Origin of the sequence: Brevibacterium sp. R8603A2 (genome assembly GCF_023072605.1) — a bacterium.
GTDB lineage: Bacteria > Actinomycetota > Actinomycetes > Actinomycetales > Brevibacteriaceae > Brevibacterium > Brevibacterium pityocampae.
The window spans coordinates 39,315-54,594 of record NZ_JALLGN010000005.1 but is presented as its reverse complement, the minus strand read 5'-3'; the positions used below and the strand labels follow the sequence as shown (position 1 = coordinate 54,594).

General features: G+C 66.9%; 21 protein-coding genes and 1 tRNA gene. 11 read left to right on the top strand and 11 right to left on the bottom strand.

Annotated elements, in window-relative coordinates; translation table 11 throughout:
* The first annotated feature begins 2 nt into the window (after positions 1 to 2).
* On the top strand, positions 3 to 698 hold the full coding sequence (locus MTQ12_RS06235) for an HAD family hydrolase (protein ID WP_247425174.1): 696 nt from the start codon (positions 3 to 5) through the stop codon (positions 696 to 698).
* Between the two features lie 63 nt (positions 699 to 761).
* On the opposite strand, the gene MTQ12_RS06230 is transcribed toward MTQ12_RS06235, so the two are convergent.
* The 3 genes from MTQ12_RS06230 to MTQ12_RS06220 form a co-directional block, all read right to left on the bottom strand.
* A complete protein-coding gene (locus MTQ12_RS06230; protein WP_247425172.1) occupies positions 762 to 1,199 on the bottom strand; it encodes a hypothetical protein in 438 nt (145 codons plus the stop codon).
* Position 1,200: 1 nt separating this feature from the next.
* The gene (locus MTQ12_RS06225) at positions 1,201 to 1,587 is read right to left on the bottom strand and encodes a hypothetical protein (protein WP_247425170.1); all 387 of its coding nucleotides are present in this window, start codon (positions 1,585 to 1,587) and stop codon (positions 1,201 to 1,203) included.
* Between the two features lie 126 nt (positions 1,588 to 1,713).
* Positions 1,714 to 1,784, bottom strand: a tRNA-Gly gene (locus tag MTQ12_RS06220).
* Positions 1,785 to 1,894: 110 nt separating this feature from the next.
* Between MTQ12_RS06220 and MTQ12_RS06215 the strand changes: the two genes are divergently transcribed.
* Entirely contained in the window at positions 1,895 to 2,410 is a 516-nt protein-coding gene (locus MTQ12_RS06215) for a hypothetical protein (protein WP_137319299.1), read from the top strand.
* A gap of 88 nt (positions 2,411 to 2,498) precedes the next feature.
* Here the strand turns inward: MTQ12_RS06215 and MTQ12_RS06210 are convergent, their stop codons facing one another.
* On the bottom strand, positions 2,499 to 3,929 hold the full coding sequence (locus MTQ12_RS06210) for a DUF222 domain-containing protein (protein ID WP_247425168.1): 1,431 nt from the start codon (positions 3,927 to 3,929) through the stop codon (positions 2,499 to 2,501).
* Between the two features lie 213 nt (positions 3,930 to 4,142).
* On the opposite strand from MTQ12_RS06210, the gene MTQ12_RS06205 reads away from it, so the two are divergent.
* Positions 4,143 to 4,757, top strand: coding sequence for an NAD(P)-binding oxidoreductase (locus tag MTQ12_RS06205; RefSeq protein ID WP_247425166.1), 615 nt, complete (start codon positions 4,143 to 4,145; stop codon positions 4,755 to 4,757).
* Positions 4,758 to 4,805: 48 nt separating this feature from the next.
* On the opposite strand, the gene MTQ12_RS06200 is transcribed toward MTQ12_RS06205, so the two are convergent.
* On the bottom strand, positions 4,806 to 5,225 hold the full coding sequence (locus MTQ12_RS06200) for a GNAT family N-acetyltransferase (protein WP_247425164.1): 420 nt from the start codon (positions 5,223 to 5,225) through the stop codon (positions 4,806 to 4,808).
* A gap of 109 nt (positions 5,226 to 5,334) precedes the next feature.
* Here MTQ12_RS06200 and MTQ12_RS06195 point away from each other — a divergent pair, with 109 nt between their 5' ends.
* Positions 5,335 to 5,760 carry a hypothetical protein gene (locus tag MTQ12_RS06195; RefSeq protein ID WP_247425162.1) on the top strand — a complete coding sequence of 142 codons (426 nt, stop codon included), beginning with the start codon at positions 5,335 to 5,337 and terminating at the stop codon, positions 5,758 to 5,760.
* Positions 5,761 to 5,827: 67 nt separating this feature from the next.
* Here the strand turns inward: MTQ12_RS06195 and MTQ12_RS06190 are convergent, their stop codons facing one another.
* Positions 5,828 to 6,364: an HXXEE domain-containing protein gene (locus tag MTQ12_RS06190; RefSeq protein ID WP_247425159.1), complete on the bottom strand. Its 537-nt coding sequence runs from the start codon at positions 6,362 to 6,364 to the stop codon at positions 5,828 to 5,830.
* Positions 6,365 to 6,481: 117 nt separating this feature from the next.
* On the opposite strand from MTQ12_RS06190, the gene arfB reads away from it, so the two are divergent.
* Positions 6,482 to 6,925: an alternative ribosome rescue aminoacyl-tRNA hydrolase ArfB gene (gene arfB, locus MTQ12_RS06185; RefSeq protein ID WP_247425155.1), complete on the top strand. Its 444-nt coding sequence runs from the start codon at positions 6,482 to 6,484 to the stop codon at positions 6,923 to 6,925.
* Positions 6,926 to 7,078: 153 nt separating this feature from the next.
* On the opposite strand, the gene MTQ12_RS14995 is transcribed toward arfB, so the two are convergent.
* Entirely contained in the window at positions 7,079 to 7,207 is a 129-nt protein-coding gene (locus tag MTQ12_RS14995) for a hypothetical protein (protein ID WP_282599208.1), read from the bottom strand.
* Between the two features lie 15 nt (positions 7,208 to 7,222).
* Between MTQ12_RS14995 and MTQ12_RS06180 the strand changes: the two genes are divergently transcribed.
* The 3 genes from MTQ12_RS06180 (at position 7,223) to MTQ12_RS06170 (ending at position 8,449) form a co-directional block, all read left to right on the top strand.
* Entirely contained in the window at positions 7,223 to 7,522 is a 300-nt protein-coding gene (locus MTQ12_RS06180; protein WP_247425153.1) for a class I SAM-dependent methyltransferase, read from the top strand.
* Entirely contained in the window at positions 7,503 to 7,856 is a 354-nt protein-coding gene (locus MTQ12_RS06175; protein WP_247425150.1) for a hypothetical protein, read from the top strand. Before MTQ12_RS06180 ends, MTQ12_RS06175 begins: the two co-directional genes overlap by 20 nt.
* A gap of 122 nt (positions 7,857 to 7,978) precedes the next feature.
* Positions 7,979 to 8,449, top strand: coding sequence for a hypothetical protein (locus MTQ12_RS06170; protein WP_247425148.1), 471 nt, complete (start codon positions 7,979 to 7,981; stop codon positions 8,447 to 8,449).
* 111 nt (positions 8,450 to 8,560) lie between these two features.
* Here the strand turns inward: MTQ12_RS06170 and MTQ12_RS06165 are convergent, their stop codons facing one another.
* Positions 8,561 to 9,169: a CPBP family intramembrane glutamic endopeptidase gene (locus MTQ12_RS06165; protein ID WP_247425144.1), complete on the bottom strand. Its 609-nt coding sequence runs from the start codon at positions 9,167 to 9,169 to the stop codon at positions 8,561 to 8,563.
* A 390-nt stretch (positions 9,170 to 9,559) separates the two neighbouring features.
* Here MTQ12_RS06165 and MTQ12_RS06160 point away from each other — a divergent pair, with 390 nt between their 5' ends.
* Both MTQ12_RS06160 and MTQ12_RS06155 read left to right on the top strand, forming a co-directional pair.
* A complete protein-coding gene (locus tag MTQ12_RS06160) occupies positions 9,560 to 9,796 on the top strand; it encodes a hypothetical protein (RefSeq protein WP_247425141.1) in 237 nt (78 codons plus the stop codon).
* A 73-nt stretch (positions 9,797 to 9,869) separates the two neighbouring features.
* Positions 9,870 to 10,109: a PspC domain-containing protein gene (locus tag MTQ12_RS06155; protein WP_247425139.1), complete on the top strand. Its 240-nt coding sequence runs from the start codon at positions 9,870 to 9,872 to the stop codon at positions 10,107 to 10,109.
* A gap of 164 nt (positions 10,110 to 10,273) precedes the next feature.
* Here MTQ12_RS06155 and MTQ12_RS06150 read toward each other — a convergent pair whose 3' ends face one another.
* The 3 genes from MTQ12_RS06150 to MTQ12_RS06140 all read right to left on the bottom strand — a co-directional run bounded on the left by MTQ12_RS06150 (position 10,274) and on the right by MTQ12_RS06140 (position 13,419).
* Positions 10,274 to 11,452, bottom strand: coding sequence for a PD-(D/E)XK nuclease family protein (locus MTQ12_RS06150; RefSeq protein ID WP_247425135.1), 1,179 nt, complete (start codon positions 11,450 to 11,452; stop codon positions 10,274 to 10,276).
* A 172-nt stretch (positions 11,453 to 11,624) separates the two neighbouring features.
* On the bottom strand, positions 11,625 to 12,170 hold the full coding sequence (locus tag MTQ12_RS06145; RefSeq protein ID WP_247425132.1) for a hypothetical protein: 546 nt from the start codon (positions 12,168 to 12,170) through the stop codon (positions 11,625 to 11,627).
* Between the two features lie 211 nt (positions 12,171 to 12,381).
* On the bottom strand, positions 12,382 to 13,419 hold the full coding sequence (locus MTQ12_RS06140; RefSeq protein ID WP_247425127.1) for a hypothetical protein: 1,038 nt from the start codon (positions 13,417 to 13,419) through the stop codon (positions 12,382 to 12,384).
* 279 nt (positions 13,420 to 13,698) lie between these two features.
* Here MTQ12_RS06140 and MTQ12_RS06135 point away from each other — a divergent pair, with 279 nt between their 5' ends.
* On the top strand, positions 13,699 to 15,258 hold the full coding sequence (locus tag MTQ12_RS06135) for an AAA family ATPase (RefSeq protein ID WP_247425124.1): 1,560 nt from the start codon (positions 13,699 to 13,701) through the stop codon (positions 15,256 to 15,258).
* Positions 15,259 to 15,280: the final 22 nt, after the last annotated feature.

The window sequence follows — 15,280 nt, the reverse complement described above, 5'->3', positions numbered from 1 at the left end:
CGATGACACACGACACCGTCCTCCTCGACGTCGACGGCACCCTCATCGATTCGACGTACCACCACGCGATCGCCTGGCACCGCGCCTTCGACGACCACGGCATCGACCTCCCGATGTGGCGCATCCACCGGGTGATCGGCATGGGCGGCGACCGGCTCATCACTGCCGTCGCCGGGGCCGAGGTCGAGGAGCGGCTCGGCGACGTGCTGCGCACGGCGCACGGGGAGAAGTACGAGGAGATCGCCGAGGATGTGGGCCCGCTGCCCGGTGCGCGCGAGCTCGTGCAGTTCCTCGGCGAGCGCTTCATCGTGGCGCTCGGGTCCTCGGGCAGTCCCGAGCACACCTCCCTGGCACTGGAAAAGGTGGGGCTCGGCGAGCGAGATATCGCCGCCGCGACCTCATCCGGTGACGCGGACTCCTCCAAGCCGGCGCCGGACATCCTCCGGGCCGCGCTCGAGCAGGCGGGCGGGACGAGCGCGATCGTCATCGGCGACGCCCCCTACGACATCGTCGCCGCCGCGCGGATGGGTGCCCCGTGCATCGCAGTGCGTACCGGGGGCTTCGGACCGGCCGAGCTCGAGGCGGCCGGAGCGATCCTCGTGGTCGACGGGCTGCCCGAGCTGCTCGAAGCGGACTGGGATGCACTTGCTCGCGCGACCCCGCCGGCGGGCGCCGAGGACGACCCACCGGTGCTCTGAACAGCGGTTCGGCGAGTCCCGGCGCTCGGGGATCATCCGAACAGTGTCAGAAGCGCCGCGGTGTCAGAAGCTCCATGGGCCGCCGTTGAGCGTGCCGGCGATCATGGTGAGGGTGGCGTGCACCACAACATTCACGAACGTGTAGGCGGCGACCGCTGTCGCGACCACGACGAGCAGCCTGCGAGGTCGGACGCGGGCACGGTGGACGATCCCGAGGACGAGGGCGACCAACGCGATGATCACACTGACGATCACCCCTGTCCGACCGAAGAGGACGTAGGTGTTGAAATCGATCGGCCCGTCGATGACCACCGGGAGCAGCTGGAGCACCGCGCTGTACCCGATCTCGACGAGCCACGCCAGCGCCGCAAGGACCACAGCGCTGATGCCCAGGGAAGCGCCGAACAGCAAGCGAGCGAGCGGCGGATGGTGCGGCGCAGGGCCCGAGTACGCGCCCGGATGCGGATCTGCGGGCCAGAACTCCGGAGTCGCGTCAGTCATCTCAGAACCTCCCTGCAAGGAAACCGGTCGACAAGCCGAGGACGCCGAAGAACACGGTGTCGAACACGATGAGTGCGGCGATCGTCGTGGCGATGACGTTCAGCGAGCGACGGGGCCGCACCCGCACCAGACCGATGGTCCCGCAGACGAGTGCGGCGAGAGCGGTGACGAGGATGACGATCGCGCTCACGAACGCGAACAGACCGTACAGCTCGAACGACCCAGAGAAATCGGGTGCCAGCAGTGGGAACAGGTACAGTCCCACTGACCGCGCCACAGTGAATGCCCACGCGAGACCGGCGAGGATGACAGCGACGAGACCGATCGGGCCGCCGGTTCTCGAGGAGCGCGGTGCCGGCGGCGCCGCATACTGCGATGGTTCGGTCATGGTACGAGCATCAGCAGTCGGCGGGTGTGCAGACGCCACTGGGCGAGGACGACGAGCCCGCAGCTGGAGATCAGCACGCCGGCCGCGGCTGTGCAGCCGATGTCGGGCGCCTCAGGGCATGAAGAGAGCGGGCGACGGGAATCGAACCCGCGTATCCAGCTTGGGAAGCTGGCGCTCTACCATTGAGCTACGCCCGCGTGCAGTGAGAGTCTAACGCACATCTGGCCGGTGCGAAGAACCGGGAGGTTGAATCCACAGCCTGTGGAAAACGCCTGCACGACGATCCGAACCCGGTCACACTGTGCTCATGGGAATCAGATACCGCGCCTTTCCGCTCCGCACTGAACTCGACCTGATGTACGCCCGAGCGAACCCGTTGGAATGCGCTCACGCGCTGGACCACCGCGAACATGAATGGGAGCACACCGCTCCGGGAACTCCTCGAATCGGCGAGCTGTACCTCGATAAGGCGTGGAGGCAACTGCAGTGGTACTTCTCGGAGAGCCCGCCGATACCGGATGAGCTGCGGGGTCCCGTCGCGGCTCATTCGCTCGCGCGGCCGGGTCTGCTCCTGCTGAGCGGCGACGTTTCGTTCGTCGGAACCGACTACGGCTGGGACCCCTACCTCGGCGTCGTTCCTGCACCGTATGTGCGAATAGCCGCCGACGACTACGCCACCGTCGATGAGAACGATCTATTCGAGCGTGGAGAAGAGTATCGCGCGGGTGACGGCGAGTATTGCCGGCAGTACTTCGTCCACCTGCGCGATACGACCCGCCGGTGGTCGGATGAGGGGTTCGGAGCGCTCTACTACATCGGCTGAGCCTCGGGTGCTCTTCTGAACCATGCGAACACCGGGACAGACCGACCTCCGCCGCGCACGTCACGACAGCTGCATCCTGCAACCGGCATCACGACGCAACAGGGAACTCGACGAGCCGGGACCGCAGCAGGTGCTCGGCCATGCTGAGGATCCTGCCGGGCGGAGAGCGATCATCGTCGAGGCGCTCCCCGGCCGGACCTGCAGGTGACGGACCTGCTCGTGACGGGTCCGCACGGGCTCCCGTTACCGCGGACTGCAACGGAGCGACGACATCGGCGTGGGTGATCATCACCGGCGGAGTGTCGACCGTGTACTCGTGCCCGGTCGGGGTGCGCACTGCGAGCACATCCGGTGTCGCGTCGTGGGTCCAGCCGGGGTTCTCCTTCGCGTAGTTGCATGCCGCGCACAGCCCGGAGGCGTTCGTGAAGTCCGTGACCCCGCCGTCCCGGTGCGGCTGCGCGTGATCGACGTGTCGGATCGGCGCATCGCAGAAGGGGCTGCGGCACACGTCGTCCCGGAGCATCACCATCCGCCGCAGCAGTCCGGTGAACTCCCGTCGCCGCGAATCCATTCCCACCAGGCGGCCACTGTCCGGCGTGGTGAAGAGCCGCCGGAGGAACACCCCGGCCTCGCTGTCGCGCAGCATGCGGCGGGCGGTCCCCGCAGGGACCGACCCGTGGCCCGGGATCCACGCCGGCTCCTCCCCTTCTCCGACGAGCGCGGCGTCGGTCATGACGAGATGCACCTCGACCGGCACGGCCTCAGCTGTCGTCTGCCCGGTGACGTGCTCGACGAGGAGATCAGCCGCCCGCTGCGCCACTGTTCGTCCCCCGGCCTCTCCGGTGCCGACGAGAGCGGCCGCGGACTTCTGCAAGGTGGCGTACACCGCCACCGCCTGCGGCATCGGCAAGAGCGCAGTGAGGTACGCCATCCCACCGGGGGTCGGCCGCACACTCACCCGACGCTCCTTCACCGTGCGCTCGAGGTGCTCCACCGCGGCATCCTGGTCGAGACGCTGGGCGTGGGCGCGGGCTTCTGCCCCGAGCCGGCGCACTCCGGTCTGCTCGAACCGGTCGGACATGAGCTCATCGACCTGGCGACGCTTCTCCCCGCGCAGCCATGACGTCTCGCGGTGGAGCACGTGGGCCTTCTCCTCCGACACGGCTCCAGCGGTCAGTGCCGCGAACGTCCGTGGCAGGTCCCGATCGAGGGATCGGGCGAGGCCGAGGAAGCGGGCGCCTCGGGCCGGGGATTCCCGCCGGGCCAACCCGATCTCCGCACCCAGCCCCCGGCACCGAGCGGTCGATTCCAACCCGCGGGCGGCCTCGGTCTCGTTCCGCAGTCGGTCGAGAGCGATCACGGCGCGGGCCTGGGCGGCCGTCGCCGCGGCCTTGAGCTCCTCGAGCACGCGGACCCGGTCGATCGCCTCGGACTCGGATCCGACCACCTCCAGCACAGCGAGCGCGTCACGCACCGCGGCGACATCGCCGGTGGTGCGGACTCCCTGCTCCTGCTTCATGCCACCCACGCTAGCGCGACCCACGGACACGGGCGCTCACCAGCAGGAACAGTGTGTTCGCCGGCCACGTCCCACGGCCTCGTACCCGGCTGGGCGCCTCGGTCCCGGCGATCCCGACGGTCATCTGCCCTCGAGTGCTCCGACTAGGATTGATCCCCGAACACACCGCACATGCACGGCATCACACATCCACCGCGAAGGAACGGGGGCTTCATGAGGATCACCGTTGTCGGCGGCTCGAAGGGCACCGGCGCCCAGCTCGCCGAGCTCGCACTCTCCGCCGGGCATGAGGTCGCCGTGGTCTCGCGCAGCGGCAGGGCGCCGGCCGGAGCGTCGAAGGCGATCGGGAGTGCGACCGATCCGGGACTCGTCGCAGCGGCCGTCGCCGGTGCGGATGCCGTCGTCGTCACCGTCGGCGGCGCCACGGGCGTGCACCATCAGCGGGCCGCGGTCACCCGGACCGTCATCGCCGCCATGCAGGAGGCAGGCGTGCGCAGGCTGCTCGTCCAGTCGTCGCTCGGCGCGGGCGACTCCGCCGCGCAGCTGCCTACCCCACTCAACCTCTTCACCCCGCTCGTCCTCGCGAAGCCGCTGGCCGACCACAACGCGCAGGAGGCGGCGGTGAAGGACTCCGGCCTGGACTGGACCATCGTGCGGCCGGCCGGGCTGAGCGACAAGCCGGCGACGGGATCCTGGCAGGCGCTCGAGGTCGGCGACGAGGGTCGGCTGCGCGGCACGATCCCGCGCGCCGACCTCGCGGCGTGCATGCTCCACGCCCTCGAGGACGACGCCACGATCGGCTCGGCACTCGGCGTGAGCATCCGGTAGCTCGTCAGCGGCCGGCCGCGCTGGGCAGCACCGGCAGCGCTCGGATGGTCAGCGCATCCGCACGAAGGCGCGGAGCGAGCCGGAGTCGATGTCGCGGATCTCCGCGAACCCGAGCGATTCGTAGAACGACCGCTGCCGAGGTTCGTCATCGGTGAGCAGGACGTGCTGCCTGATGTGGGAATACGGTTCGAAGGCGGCTTCGACGAGCCGTCTGCCCAGACCGGTGCGCTGGGTACGCGGATGGACGAGCACGTCCTGGAGGTACGCGATCGTCGCACCGTCGGACACGATGCGGGCCAGGCCCACGATCACTCCGGCATCGCGCCCCGTCACCACCCGCGCCGACCCCTCGAGTCCGCGGCGCAGGGTGGGGATGTCGGCGGTGTAGGTGCTCCAGCCGACCGAGTCGTAGAGTTCGCGCAGCTCGTCCTCGCAGGGGGTCTCCCCCGTGGTCAGGACTGCGGTCATCGGTGACCTCCTCCGGAGTTTCGACCGTGCGGGACGGGATGAACTGCCACCAGGCTCACTGTCGTTCCCCGTAAGGATGCCTGCAGTCATCCCTTGCTACCCTGACCCGGTGGACGGATTCGAGGGTGAGCGGTACATGCGCAAGGAGCGCCGCGAGGCGGTGCTCATGATCATCATCGCTGTCATCTTCACCGGCCTCGGCGTGTTCCTCTGGGTCGTCGCCGGCAATCTCTGGATGGGACTGACCGGCATCGCGTTCTCCGTCTCCCTGGTCGCCGCCGCCATCGCGAAGATGAACCGCTCCCACACCGCCTCGGCGCGCATCGGCGCCCTCGTCGGGTGCCTGGCATTCGGCATCACGGGTGCGGTGATGATCGCTTCGACCTTCACCGACACCATGCCGTTCGGGAATCGCCAGCTGCCCGCGCTCATCGCCGGCATCCTGTGCCTCGTGTTCTTCGGCGGCGGCTTCGTGCTGCTGCTCATCCGGGAGATCCAGCGCGTCCTCGCTCCACGGAACAGGACGCGCCGGTGAGCGCGGATCCCACCGGGTTCAATCGGAGGCGCCTACCGGTCCGAACCGTTGCGGAGCTCGGGTGGCCCTACCCGTGGCGAGGCGGCACGGTCCGCGCCAGCACGTGCACGACGAGCGCGGCGGGCACGAGCACCATGGCGCCCCGTACACGATCATGCCCCGCCAACGGTGTTCCTGCACGTGCGAGCTCACGCCGGGCGAGGAGCACTCCGGGCAACATGATCGGCAGAACCGTGGCGACCCCGGCCGAGTATCCGCGCTGGATCACCGAGGCACCCACATGGGTCCCGATGTGCGCCTCGAGACCGGCGAGCACGGCTCGGTACAGCCGGGATCGACCGCGCGAACGATAGCCGCGACAGCACGCGGCGGTGATGAGAATGCCCATGAGGCCGACAGCTACCCACGACTGACGGGCATCCATCCGCAAAGCTGCGACCCCGGTTCGCTCGGCGATCTCGTCGCAGAACGAAGGGAATGCGATCGCTTCCTCGATGTCATGCAGCGCCCAGGCGAGCAGTAGAGCGGGCGGCCCAATCATGCTTCCTCGCGCGCGAGACCCCTTGTCGGCGGTGAGGGACGGCACGACGCGTTCGATCATCATGCGGCCTACCCAAACACCTCGGCCCCCGAGGCGCAATGTGTCCTCACCGCGTCGCTGCGAACACCCGCCTCGACAGCGCGCACGAGCCGGTCGTCCTTGGATGCCTACACTCGTCCCATGGACGCGCTGACCATCGAGCCGGGCCCCGGGATCCCTGCCGGCCTCGTCATCCCCGCCGCCGACCTCAGCGAGCAGTTCGCCCGTTCCTCCGGCCCCGGCGGCCAAGGGGTCAACACCACTGACAGCAAGGTCCAGCTGTCCCTCGACATCGCCACCGCCACCGTGCTCTCCGAGACGCAGCGACAGCGGGTGCTCACCAACCTCGAGCACCGGCTGGCGGGCACGGTCCTCACCGTCGAGGCCTCCGAACAGCGTTCCCAGCTGCGCAACCGCGCAGCCGCCCGTCGGCGCCTGGCCGAGCTGCTCCGCGAGGCCCTGGCACCTCCACCGCCCTCCCGACGGGCCACCCGCCGGACACGCGGGTCCGTCCGCCGTCGGCTCGCCGTCAAGAAGCGCCGATCCGAGATCAAGTCGGCCCGCCGTCGGCCGACCGGGGAGTGACCGGCGGGCACCACGGCCGAGGCGCGGACCGCCATGCACCGGCGCGAAGCCTCCCGATCCGAAGTAGGCTCGTCGAATGACTCCCCACACCTCCCCCGACAGCACCACCTGGTTCGAGGACAACCGGAAGAACTGGGACGACCGGGCGGCCGTTCACCAGGCATCCGGGTACGGGATCCCCGAACTCATCGACGACCCCGAGGCGATCCCCTCCACACTCGCCCCGACGCCGACCGGCTGGGCGACCTGCGGGGCGCCGCGGTCATCCACCTGCAGTGCCACCTCGGCACCGACACCGTGGGTCTGTCCCGCCTCGGGGCCGCCCGCGTGGTGGGCGTCGACCTGTCCGGCGCGTCGATCGCGCATGCGCGGGAGATCGCCGAGTCGTGCGCGGCGGACATCGAGTACGTCGAGGCCAACGTCTACGACGCCCGCAGCGCGGTCGAGGGGAGCTTCGATCTCGTCTACACCTCGATCGGGGTGCTGTGCTGGCTCCCCGACATCGATGCGTGGGGCGCGTGTCGTCGCCTCGCTGCTGTCCCCCGGCGGTCGGTTCTTCATCCGCGACGATCACCCGATGTTCATGACCGTCGGTGAAGACGTCAGCAACGGGCTGCGCATCGAACAGCCGTATTTCCAGCGGGACACGCCGCTGACCTGGGAGGACGAGGGCAGCTACATCGAGATCGCGGCCGAGGCGCCGGAGATCACGCACACCCGCAACCACCAATGGAACCATTCCCTGGGCGAGATCGTCACCGCCCTCGTGCGCGCCGGCCTGGTCATCGACGCGCTCGAGGAGGTCCCGTACTCCGCGTGGGCTCCGTGGCCTGAGCTCATGGTCGAGGACGAAGGTCGCGGCTACCGCCTGCGCGATCGGCCCGAGCGGCTCCCCCTGCAGTTCGTCGTCGAGGCGCACCAGCCGCAGTAGAGCTGGTCCGGCCGCGCGCGCACCGACCCATGCGGTGGGCTGTCATGCAGGGTTCCGTCATCCGGCGCTCCGTCGTCCGCACCGCGGCGGGCAGAACCTCGGGGATTGCTAGGGTCGATTCCATGAGACATCGTGCCGTCCTCGCCGCCGCACTCCTTTCCGTCTGCGCCCTGCTCACCGCCTGCGCCGGACAGGGCGAACCGGGCGGGCCGGAGACTCGCGCCCCCACCGCCGAGCAGCCGGCCGCGGGCACCGCGGAGTCGACCGGTGGCGAGGTGGATCCCGACCTGGAGTTCCCCGATGTGCTCGCCGCCGGGCTCATGGCCGATGGCGACGGGCACCGCATCGAGGTGACGGTCTCCTCGCCCTACGACACCCCCGAACGGTACGCCGACGGATTCCGCGTCCTCACACCCGACGGCGAGGTGCTCGCCGAGTTCGAGTTCACCCACGATCACGCGGACGAGCAGCCCTTCACCCGTTCCCGCGGTCCGTTCGAGATCCCCGCGGACGTCACCGAGGTCGAGGTGGAGGCGCGGGACAGCGAGAACGGCTACGGCGGCGGGACCGCTGTCGTGACCGTTCCGCGCTGACGCCTCACGCGGGCCCGGGACCGTGCGAACCCGAGTGCGATCTCACCTCCGCCGGTAGCGCAGGAAGACGGTGCCGCTGTCGAAAATCCGGTGCTCGACGACCCGCAGCCCTCAGCCGAGGACGAACAGGGTGACGCCGGCGGAGATGAGGTTGGCCACGGCGTGGAGGATCCAGCTCGGCACGATCGAGCCGCCGGCCTTCCGCTCGTTGATCCAGCCCATGACGAGGCCGAGCGCGGCGGAGTAGACGCCGGTGCCCAGGCTGAGGAGGGGGCTCATCCCGAGCAGCAGGAACGGCACCATGTGGACCAGCCCGAACAGCACAGCCTGCACCACGTTTCCCGTCCAGAATCCGAACCGGGCGGCGATGCGCTTGAGCAGGAACCCGCGGAACAGCGACTCCTCGGCAAACGCGGTCTGCGCCACGGCATAGACGATCGCCGCCCCGAGGTCCGCGAAGCCCAGACCGGTGAGCGGCGAGGGCGAGACGTCCGCGGCCGCGGAGATGAAGAGCACTCCGACCGCGCCGGCGACGACGAGAGTGCCGATGATGACGAGCGCCAGTCGCCCCGGATGGGTGACCCGGGGTCGCTTCCAGCCCAGCCACCGAAAGAACGGCTCCGTCCTCCGGGCGGTGACGAGCCACCAGATGAAGGGGATGAGCAGGAAGATGAGGATCTGGATCAGGGCGGAGATGGTCTGGGGGATGAAATCGGTCATGGGTCGCACCTCCCCACGCGGAAGGTGTCTGCGGTCGGGCGACGGGAGTAGCACCCTGGCATGCCGCATCCACCTCGGCACATCCAGTCAACACCATCGGTCCTCATGACCGGTGACGTGTCCGAGGCACGATGTCCTCCGGTATCGGTGTCCGGGCATTCTGCCCGCAGGAGGGCCGGTCCGACCGGAGGGGGAGGCTCCTACCAGGGAATGCGCAGTCGCCGACCGTAGTCTCGTCGTCATGGCACAGCGATCGAGAAGAACTACGACTGGTCGCAGCTCGGCCCCACCCCGTGGACGGAGCGCTCCGTCGTCACCCTGCAGGTCGACCTCCACTCCTATGACCGCGGCGGTGCGCTCTGGACGGCGGTCGAGCAGTGGTGGTCGGGGATGGAGAAGGACGTCGACCGGGAGCTGTTCCCCGACGGCGCCCAGACGGCATTCGCCGGCGGCTGCCGGTTCCCCGCGCCCGTGCGCGTCACCGACCACCACGTCACCGCCTGGGTGGTGTCCCACGGCGAGGACGCCTTCGACTCGATCGCCCACTACGCCGAGGAGCTCCGCCGGGTGGCCGAGTCCGCCGACGCCGAGGTGGTCGTCACCTGGACCGAGCTGCCACACCGGTGACCCCGGCTTCCCCCACCGCGGACTCGGGTCAACCCCACTGCGGTTCGGTCCCCCTCTGCGTAAGGTCGAAGACATGAGAACCTTCTTCGATTCCATCCGCAGCATCGGCTTCCGACGCGGCCCGCAGCGCCTGTTCGCCGGCATCGGCGGCGGCCTCGCCCGCCAGTACGGGCTCAACGTGTGGCTGGTGCGCCTGCTGATCCTCGTCTCATTCATGCTCCCGGTCCTCGGGGTCGGGGCCTACCTCATCGCCTGGGCGCTGACCCCGTGGGAGGACGGCCGGATCCCGGTCGAGCGGGCACTGCGCGGCTGAACCGCACTCAAGCGCCGGGTGGGACGCGGGCCTCCCAGAGGGTCCAGTGATCGACTTCACGGATGGGCTCTCCGGCAGCGGCCCCGTCGGTCGCCTCCCGGCAGGCCCGGTCAGTGAGCCGTGCCAGCTCCTCGTCGTCGAGTGCGTGGAGGAGCGAGCAGTGATCAGTGTGATCCGGCCTCGAGGACGCTGATGATCGCGTCGTGCAGCCTCCGGTCCGTGGGCTCGAGCCCGTCGAGGACCTCTTCGAGCGACACCGTCGTTCGTCGGATCACTTGGTAGTCGCGCCGGGTCACGTAGACGTAGGAGTAGTCGGCGTTCTCCGGATCGGCGACGTCGCGCCAATCGGGATCCTTTTCCATGGCGGTCCATGCACTCGGACCGAACTTCAGCTGAACCAGCGGCCCGGTGACGGCGAAGTCGAGACCCTCGATGTCGAAGTTGATCGTCCACTGGTAGATCCCGGCGTAACGCGCACTCACTGTGCCGACCCTGCCCTGTTCCAGGGTCGCGTTGAGCTGGTCCTTCAGCGGACCGGCGCTGAACGCGCGGAGAGTGCTCTTGATGGTATGCAGAAGCTGCCGCCCCTCGAGGAAGCGCTGCCGCGCTTGCACGGCGAGCTCGCTTGCGAACTGTTCGGCCGCTTCCTCCTGTCGAATCCACCCGTACCTCTCGGCCTCTCCGGTGTCGCTCAGGGCGGTGACGAATCTGAGCACATCTCGATCTCGCACGAGGCTCCTCTCTGTGACGAATTTCCTGTGCAGCTGTTCGAGGAAGGAGAAGGATTCCGGATTCTCGCGCCGGTAACGTCGATCTGCTGCGACCTCGTCGAGCAGCCGGTCGATGAGCATGCTGTACGTGAGGACCCTGGAGTTCTCCCACCCGTGGGACAATCGGGACCGGTCCTCGTCACGGCACAGCAGGACGACGGTGCCCCGCCTGCCGTCCTGAGTGCTGTATTCCTCGTACTTCTCGAAGCTGTGTCCGTGCCCGTCGGAGGTGTGGAAGTTCTCGACCACGATGCGCGCCGCCGAGCTGTCGAGCACCAGGTCGGCGATGTCGGCCTCGCCGGGACTCGACGAGGTGTTGACCTCCTGCCGGACCCGATAGCCCGTGGTCGGAAAGGGCATGGCCCCTGGAGCAGCGCTGTTCACCGCGTCGACGAAGATCGCGATGAACCGTCTCCCGAGGTCGTGAGAACCGCCGGAGTCGAGCAGCCACCCGAATACGTTGGAGATCTGCTTCTCGTGGGTTCCGTGATGCATCACGTCGAAGACATTGAATCCTCGGTCGAGCACTCTGCCGAGTATCGGCAGGAGCTCGGTCACCAGATCGTCTGCCACTGTTCCTCTCCACCCCGCTGCGTCATTGCTCGCCTTCAGACTACAGAGAACGCGCACATCCGAACGTGATCGGAGAACGAGTCAGCCCTGTGAGCCGGGGCATGAACCGAGTGTCCGCGCGTGCCCAGGTCCCCAATGGTCACGGCTGTTCGGACCGCCGTCACCTCGACCCTCACCAGGGGGACCCGATGGTTGCCAGGAAGATCGCCGCTGAGATCCCTGCGAACACGAGCAGGGTCACCCCCATCCACGGTCCCACCGGCCGACTGGTCGGTGCCTGCGTTCTCCTGAGACGGCCGACCAGGACAGCGAGACCGAGGGTTTGGACGACCCCCAGGACCGCCAGTGACGGATCCCGGAGGAAGACGGCCAGCGGCAGGAAGTGCAGCGCGACCACGACCGCGACCCACCACGCCATCCAGCGCCCCTGGCCCCGCCGCGCGAGGACGAAGCAGCCGACAGCGGCGAGCAGCACCTCCAGTCCGACGACGACTCCGAACCAGGCATACTGACCGTCGAGCGCTGACCCGTCGTTCCAGCGGGTGAAGACGGCGAAGCCGAAGATCCCGGCCACGATGAGCCCGACAGCGGAGCCCGCACCCAGCCACACTCTGCGGGATCTCGGCGGGTCCTCCTGACCCCAACCGAACCAGACGAAGGACATGACGCCGAACCACGCGATCGTGAACGCATGATCGCGGGCGAATTCGGTGAGCATCGGTGCACCTCTGTGGAGATCGACGGGTCCAGTCCGATCGACTCTACGCGGGAGCCCGGATCATTCTGTGCACCGCGACACCTGCAGACGATGCGCTGCTGTGTGCCCCAGCGCTCCGGCCCCACCTTGGATCCGGTACTCCTTTTCCTCTGGTTCGCGATCGGAACCGGCTGCCTCGCGGCGCTGGCAGCGCAGGGCTGGCCGGTGAGGGTCACCTCGGCGTGCGCCCGCTCCTCCCGGATCGGGCCTCGACGATCTCGGCGAGCTTCTGGGCCTGCGCATCGACGGACTGCGGGCCGTTCCCGGTGAGGAGGCTGTGCTCCTCGTCCCAGACCACCTCGACCGCGGACGGGTTGAGTGTCAGCGAGACGTCGTAGCCGGCCTCCTTGAGTGCGACGTCGACGTAGTACGGCAGCCGCGTCATCTTCCCCGGGACCTTCGGGTAGCCGAACGTGAGCATCCCGATCTCGCCGTACTTCGGAACGGTCGTGACCCGTGCACCCCGGAAGGCATGATCCTCGTCGACGAGCGTGCTGCCGTCCTCGCCGAGCCGATACTTCGCCGAGGTCATCGCGACGGGCGCATGGCAGATCAGGCCGATCGGGACGTGGTTCTCCCGGAGCGCATGGAGCAGCTCGCCCATGACCGGGTTGTCGTGGAAGTCGACCATCGGCGCGTGCCCGCCGGGGGCGTACATGAAGTCGAGGTCCGCGAGCGAGAACGCGTCGGACAGGCTGCGGTGCCGGGCGATGACGTCCGCGATCGAGTGCCAGCGCTGCTCCGGCAGGCCGTCCAGGGTCGCGACGACCTCGTCGCGGATGGATGCGGCCTCCGCATCCGTGTTCGGCAGGTTCTGCGAGACCGGCATGCGGCCGAGGTGCCGGCGCAGCAGCGCGAGCTCGGATTCGCGGCGCGCGACGAGCTCGGGGTGCTTGTCGCGCAGCTGCGCGGGTCCGGACTTCCCCACACCCTGCTGCACCGTGATCGACGCGGTGTCGCGGCCGAGGTCCTTGCCGCCTTCCATCGCCAGCGCCAGGCCGTTGATGTCGAGGGTGGGCACCCGGCCGTCGGGGGTGGCGAGGATGAACTCGTGGGTGTCCGCGAACCGCTCCAGAACGGCGGCGAGCTCGACCAGGAACCATCCGATACTCAGGCTCTCACCTGCGGGCTCGGCGAGCGGCAGCTGCGAGGCGGACGAGATGACGATGAGGGCCTGGCTTCGATCCGTGCGATCAGGGGTGCCGGTCATGGTCTGCGCTCCGTCCGGGTCGTCGGCCGCCGGCGGACCACGGAGGTCCAGGGCCGGCAGCGGGGCCGTTCCTGTGCCGACATCGTAGCGCGGGCGCGCCGGGGTCAACGCAACCAGAAATCGGTGCGGGCCTTTGGAAGCTAGCCCACGCCATCTACACATGCAGCAGGAAAAACGATACGCGAGAGCGCCGGCGAGAAAGCACTCCGTAGACATTCAAGGACATTGTGGGACACTTAATCCATTGAATGCTCATTAACAACCTTCGAGGAGGACGAGTTGAAGTCAGAGATTCGCGATAGCACAATATCAGCCCTGTCCGAGCGCGTACGCAAGCGGAACTACGCCAAGTATCTCTCGGGGATGCGCCTGGTGAAGCTTCGAGGATTCGAGGACGTCGAAGTTCGATTCGACTTCCCAGTGACAGCGCTCATCGGACCAAACGGTGCGGGCAAAACCACGATCCTAGGAGCGGCTGGGCTAATCTACGACTCCGTTCCTCCTCGTCGTTTCTTCGCCAAAAGTGGAACATATGACGCGTCAATGCGCGGATGGAAGATTGAATACGAGCTCATTGACCGTAACCGACAAGGGTCTCCATCGGTTAACCGAACAGCGAGTTACCTGTTAGCAAAGTGGAATCGTGACGCGATGGAACGCGTAGTTGTCATCTCAGGAATTAGCCGCACTCTTCCCGCTAGCGAGCGGAAGGACACATACCGATTCATAAAGGGAGACTTCGCCGGCGCACGCGAAATCACCTTCTCGAAATCCGTGGTGGACGCAGTAGAGAATATTCTAGGTAAGGCTGCGGCCAATTATTTGCAAGTCGACGCGGATGCTGAAGGTAAGAATTCAATCTATGCTGTGCGGGGTAATACTGACACCGAAGACAGTTACAGTGAATTTCACTTCGGCGCAGGTGAGGCAAGCATCATTCGAATTGTCAGCCGCATCGAGGAGGCCCCGGACTATTCATTGCTTCTAATCGAGGAAATCGAAAACGGACTACATCCTGTTGCGACAAGACGTCTCGTTGAGTACTTAGTTGACGTTGCACGGCGGAAGTCGTGTCAAGTAATATTTACTACTCACTCCAACGATGCCCTCGCACCCCTTCCGACCGAAGCCGTTTGGTCCACCTATCGTGGACGGATCACCCAAGGAAAACTCGACGTAGCCGCGCTAAGAACCCTTACTGGTCAGGTTCAGGCCCAGTTGGCAGTATTTACGGAAGACGAGTTCGCCGCCAAATTCGCTGAAGTCACCCTACGGTCATATTGCCAAGCAAAAAATTACGAATTAGCCGGAATTGAAATCCACGCTCTCGGTGGCGCATCACCCGCACGCGATCACACACGCTTCCAGAACGGGAACCCCACCCGCAATTTTCCCGCGATTGCGCTACTTGATGGCGATAAGCGCAATGAGGACGGCTATCGTGCTGAACAAATCACTGAAAATTCTACTGGCGGAGAGCAGGCCTCCGAATGCCGTGCGGACATCGTCTATGGACCCGGCGATGGGCACCCCGAAGAAGCGGTGTTCGAAGATATACACGACAATCTCGATAGGATCGGCAATTTACTCGGCAAGCTAACTATTGCTCTGCAGCTAGACACGCCAATGCAGTCCAGAGTGCGAGCTTCGATTGAGGAAAGGCGCCGCACAAACCGTGACATTCATGTCATATTCGCTCAAATTGGCGAAGACTTGGATTTTCTATCCGAATCACTAGTCCAACGAGCCTTCCTCAGCACCTGGGCAAACACGTTCCCCGATAAGGTATGCGAAGTCTGGGACGCGTGTGAAGAATTGTTTATTCCAAAACCAAAATAATCAGACGAAATTCTTATGCGAC

Bases quoted from the DNA above. Each gene is read 5' to 3' on its own strand.
- MTQ12_RS06235 (WP_247425174.1), top strand. From the start codon at position 3: ATGACACACGACACCGTCCTCCTCGACGTCGACGGCACCCTCATCGAT.
- MTQ12_RS06230 (WP_247425172.1), bottom strand. From the start codon at position 1,199: ATGACTGACGCGACTCCGGAGTTCTGGCCCGCAGATCCGCATCCGGGC.
- MTQ12_RS06225 (WP_247425170.1), bottom strand. From the start codon at position 1,587: ATGACCGAACCATCGCAGTATGCGGCGCCGCCGGCACCGCGCTCCTCG.
- MTQ12_RS06215 (WP_137319299.1), top strand. From the start codon at position 1,895: ATGGGAATCAGATACCGCGCCTTTCCGCTCCGCACTGAACTCGACCTG.
- MTQ12_RS06210 (WP_247425168.1), bottom strand. From the start codon at position 3,929: ATGAAGCAGGAGCAGGGAGTCCGCACCACCGGCGATGTCGCCGCGGTG.
- MTQ12_RS06205 (WP_247425166.1), top strand. From the start codon at position 4,143: ATGAGGATCACCGTTGTCGGCGGCTCGAAGGGCACCGGCGCCCAGCTC.
- MTQ12_RS06200 (WP_247425164.1), bottom strand. From the start codon at position 5,225: ATGACCGCAGTCCTGACCACGGGGGAGACCCCCTGCGAGGACGAGCTG.
- MTQ12_RS06190 (WP_247425159.1), bottom strand. From the start codon at position 6,364: ATGATGATCGAACGCGTCGTGCCGTCCCTCACCGCCGACAAGGGGTCT.
- arfB (WP_247425155.1), top strand. From the start codon at position 6,482: ATGGACGCGCTGACCATCGAGCCGGGCCCCGGGATCCCTGCCGGCCTC.
- MTQ12_RS06175 (WP_247425150.1), top strand. From the start codon at position 7,503: ATGTTCATGACCGTCGGTGAAGACGTCAGCAACGGGCTGCGCATCGAA.
- MTQ12_RS06170 (WP_247425148.1), top strand. From the start codon at position 7,979: ATGAGACATCGTGCCGTCCTCGCCGCCGCACTCCTTTCCGTCTGCGCC.
- MTQ12_RS06165 (WP_247425144.1), bottom strand. From the start codon at position 9,169: ATGACCGATTTCATCCCCCAGACCATCTCCGCCCTGATCCAGATCCTC.
- MTQ12_RS06160 (WP_247425141.1), top strand. From the start codon at position 9,560: ATGGAGAAGGACGTCGACCGGGAGCTGTTCCCCGACGGCGCCCAGACG.
- MTQ12_RS06155 (WP_247425139.1), top strand. From the start codon at position 9,870: ATGAGAACCTTCTTCGATTCCATCCGCAGCATCGGCTTCCGACGCGGC.
- MTQ12_RS06145 (WP_247425132.1), bottom strand. From the start codon at position 12,170: ATGCTCACCGAATTCGCCCGCGATCATGCGTTCACGATCGCGTGGTTC.
- MTQ12_RS06140 (WP_247425127.1), bottom strand. From the start codon at position 13,419: ATGACCGGCACCCCTGATCGCACGGATCGAAGCCAGGCCCTCATCGTC.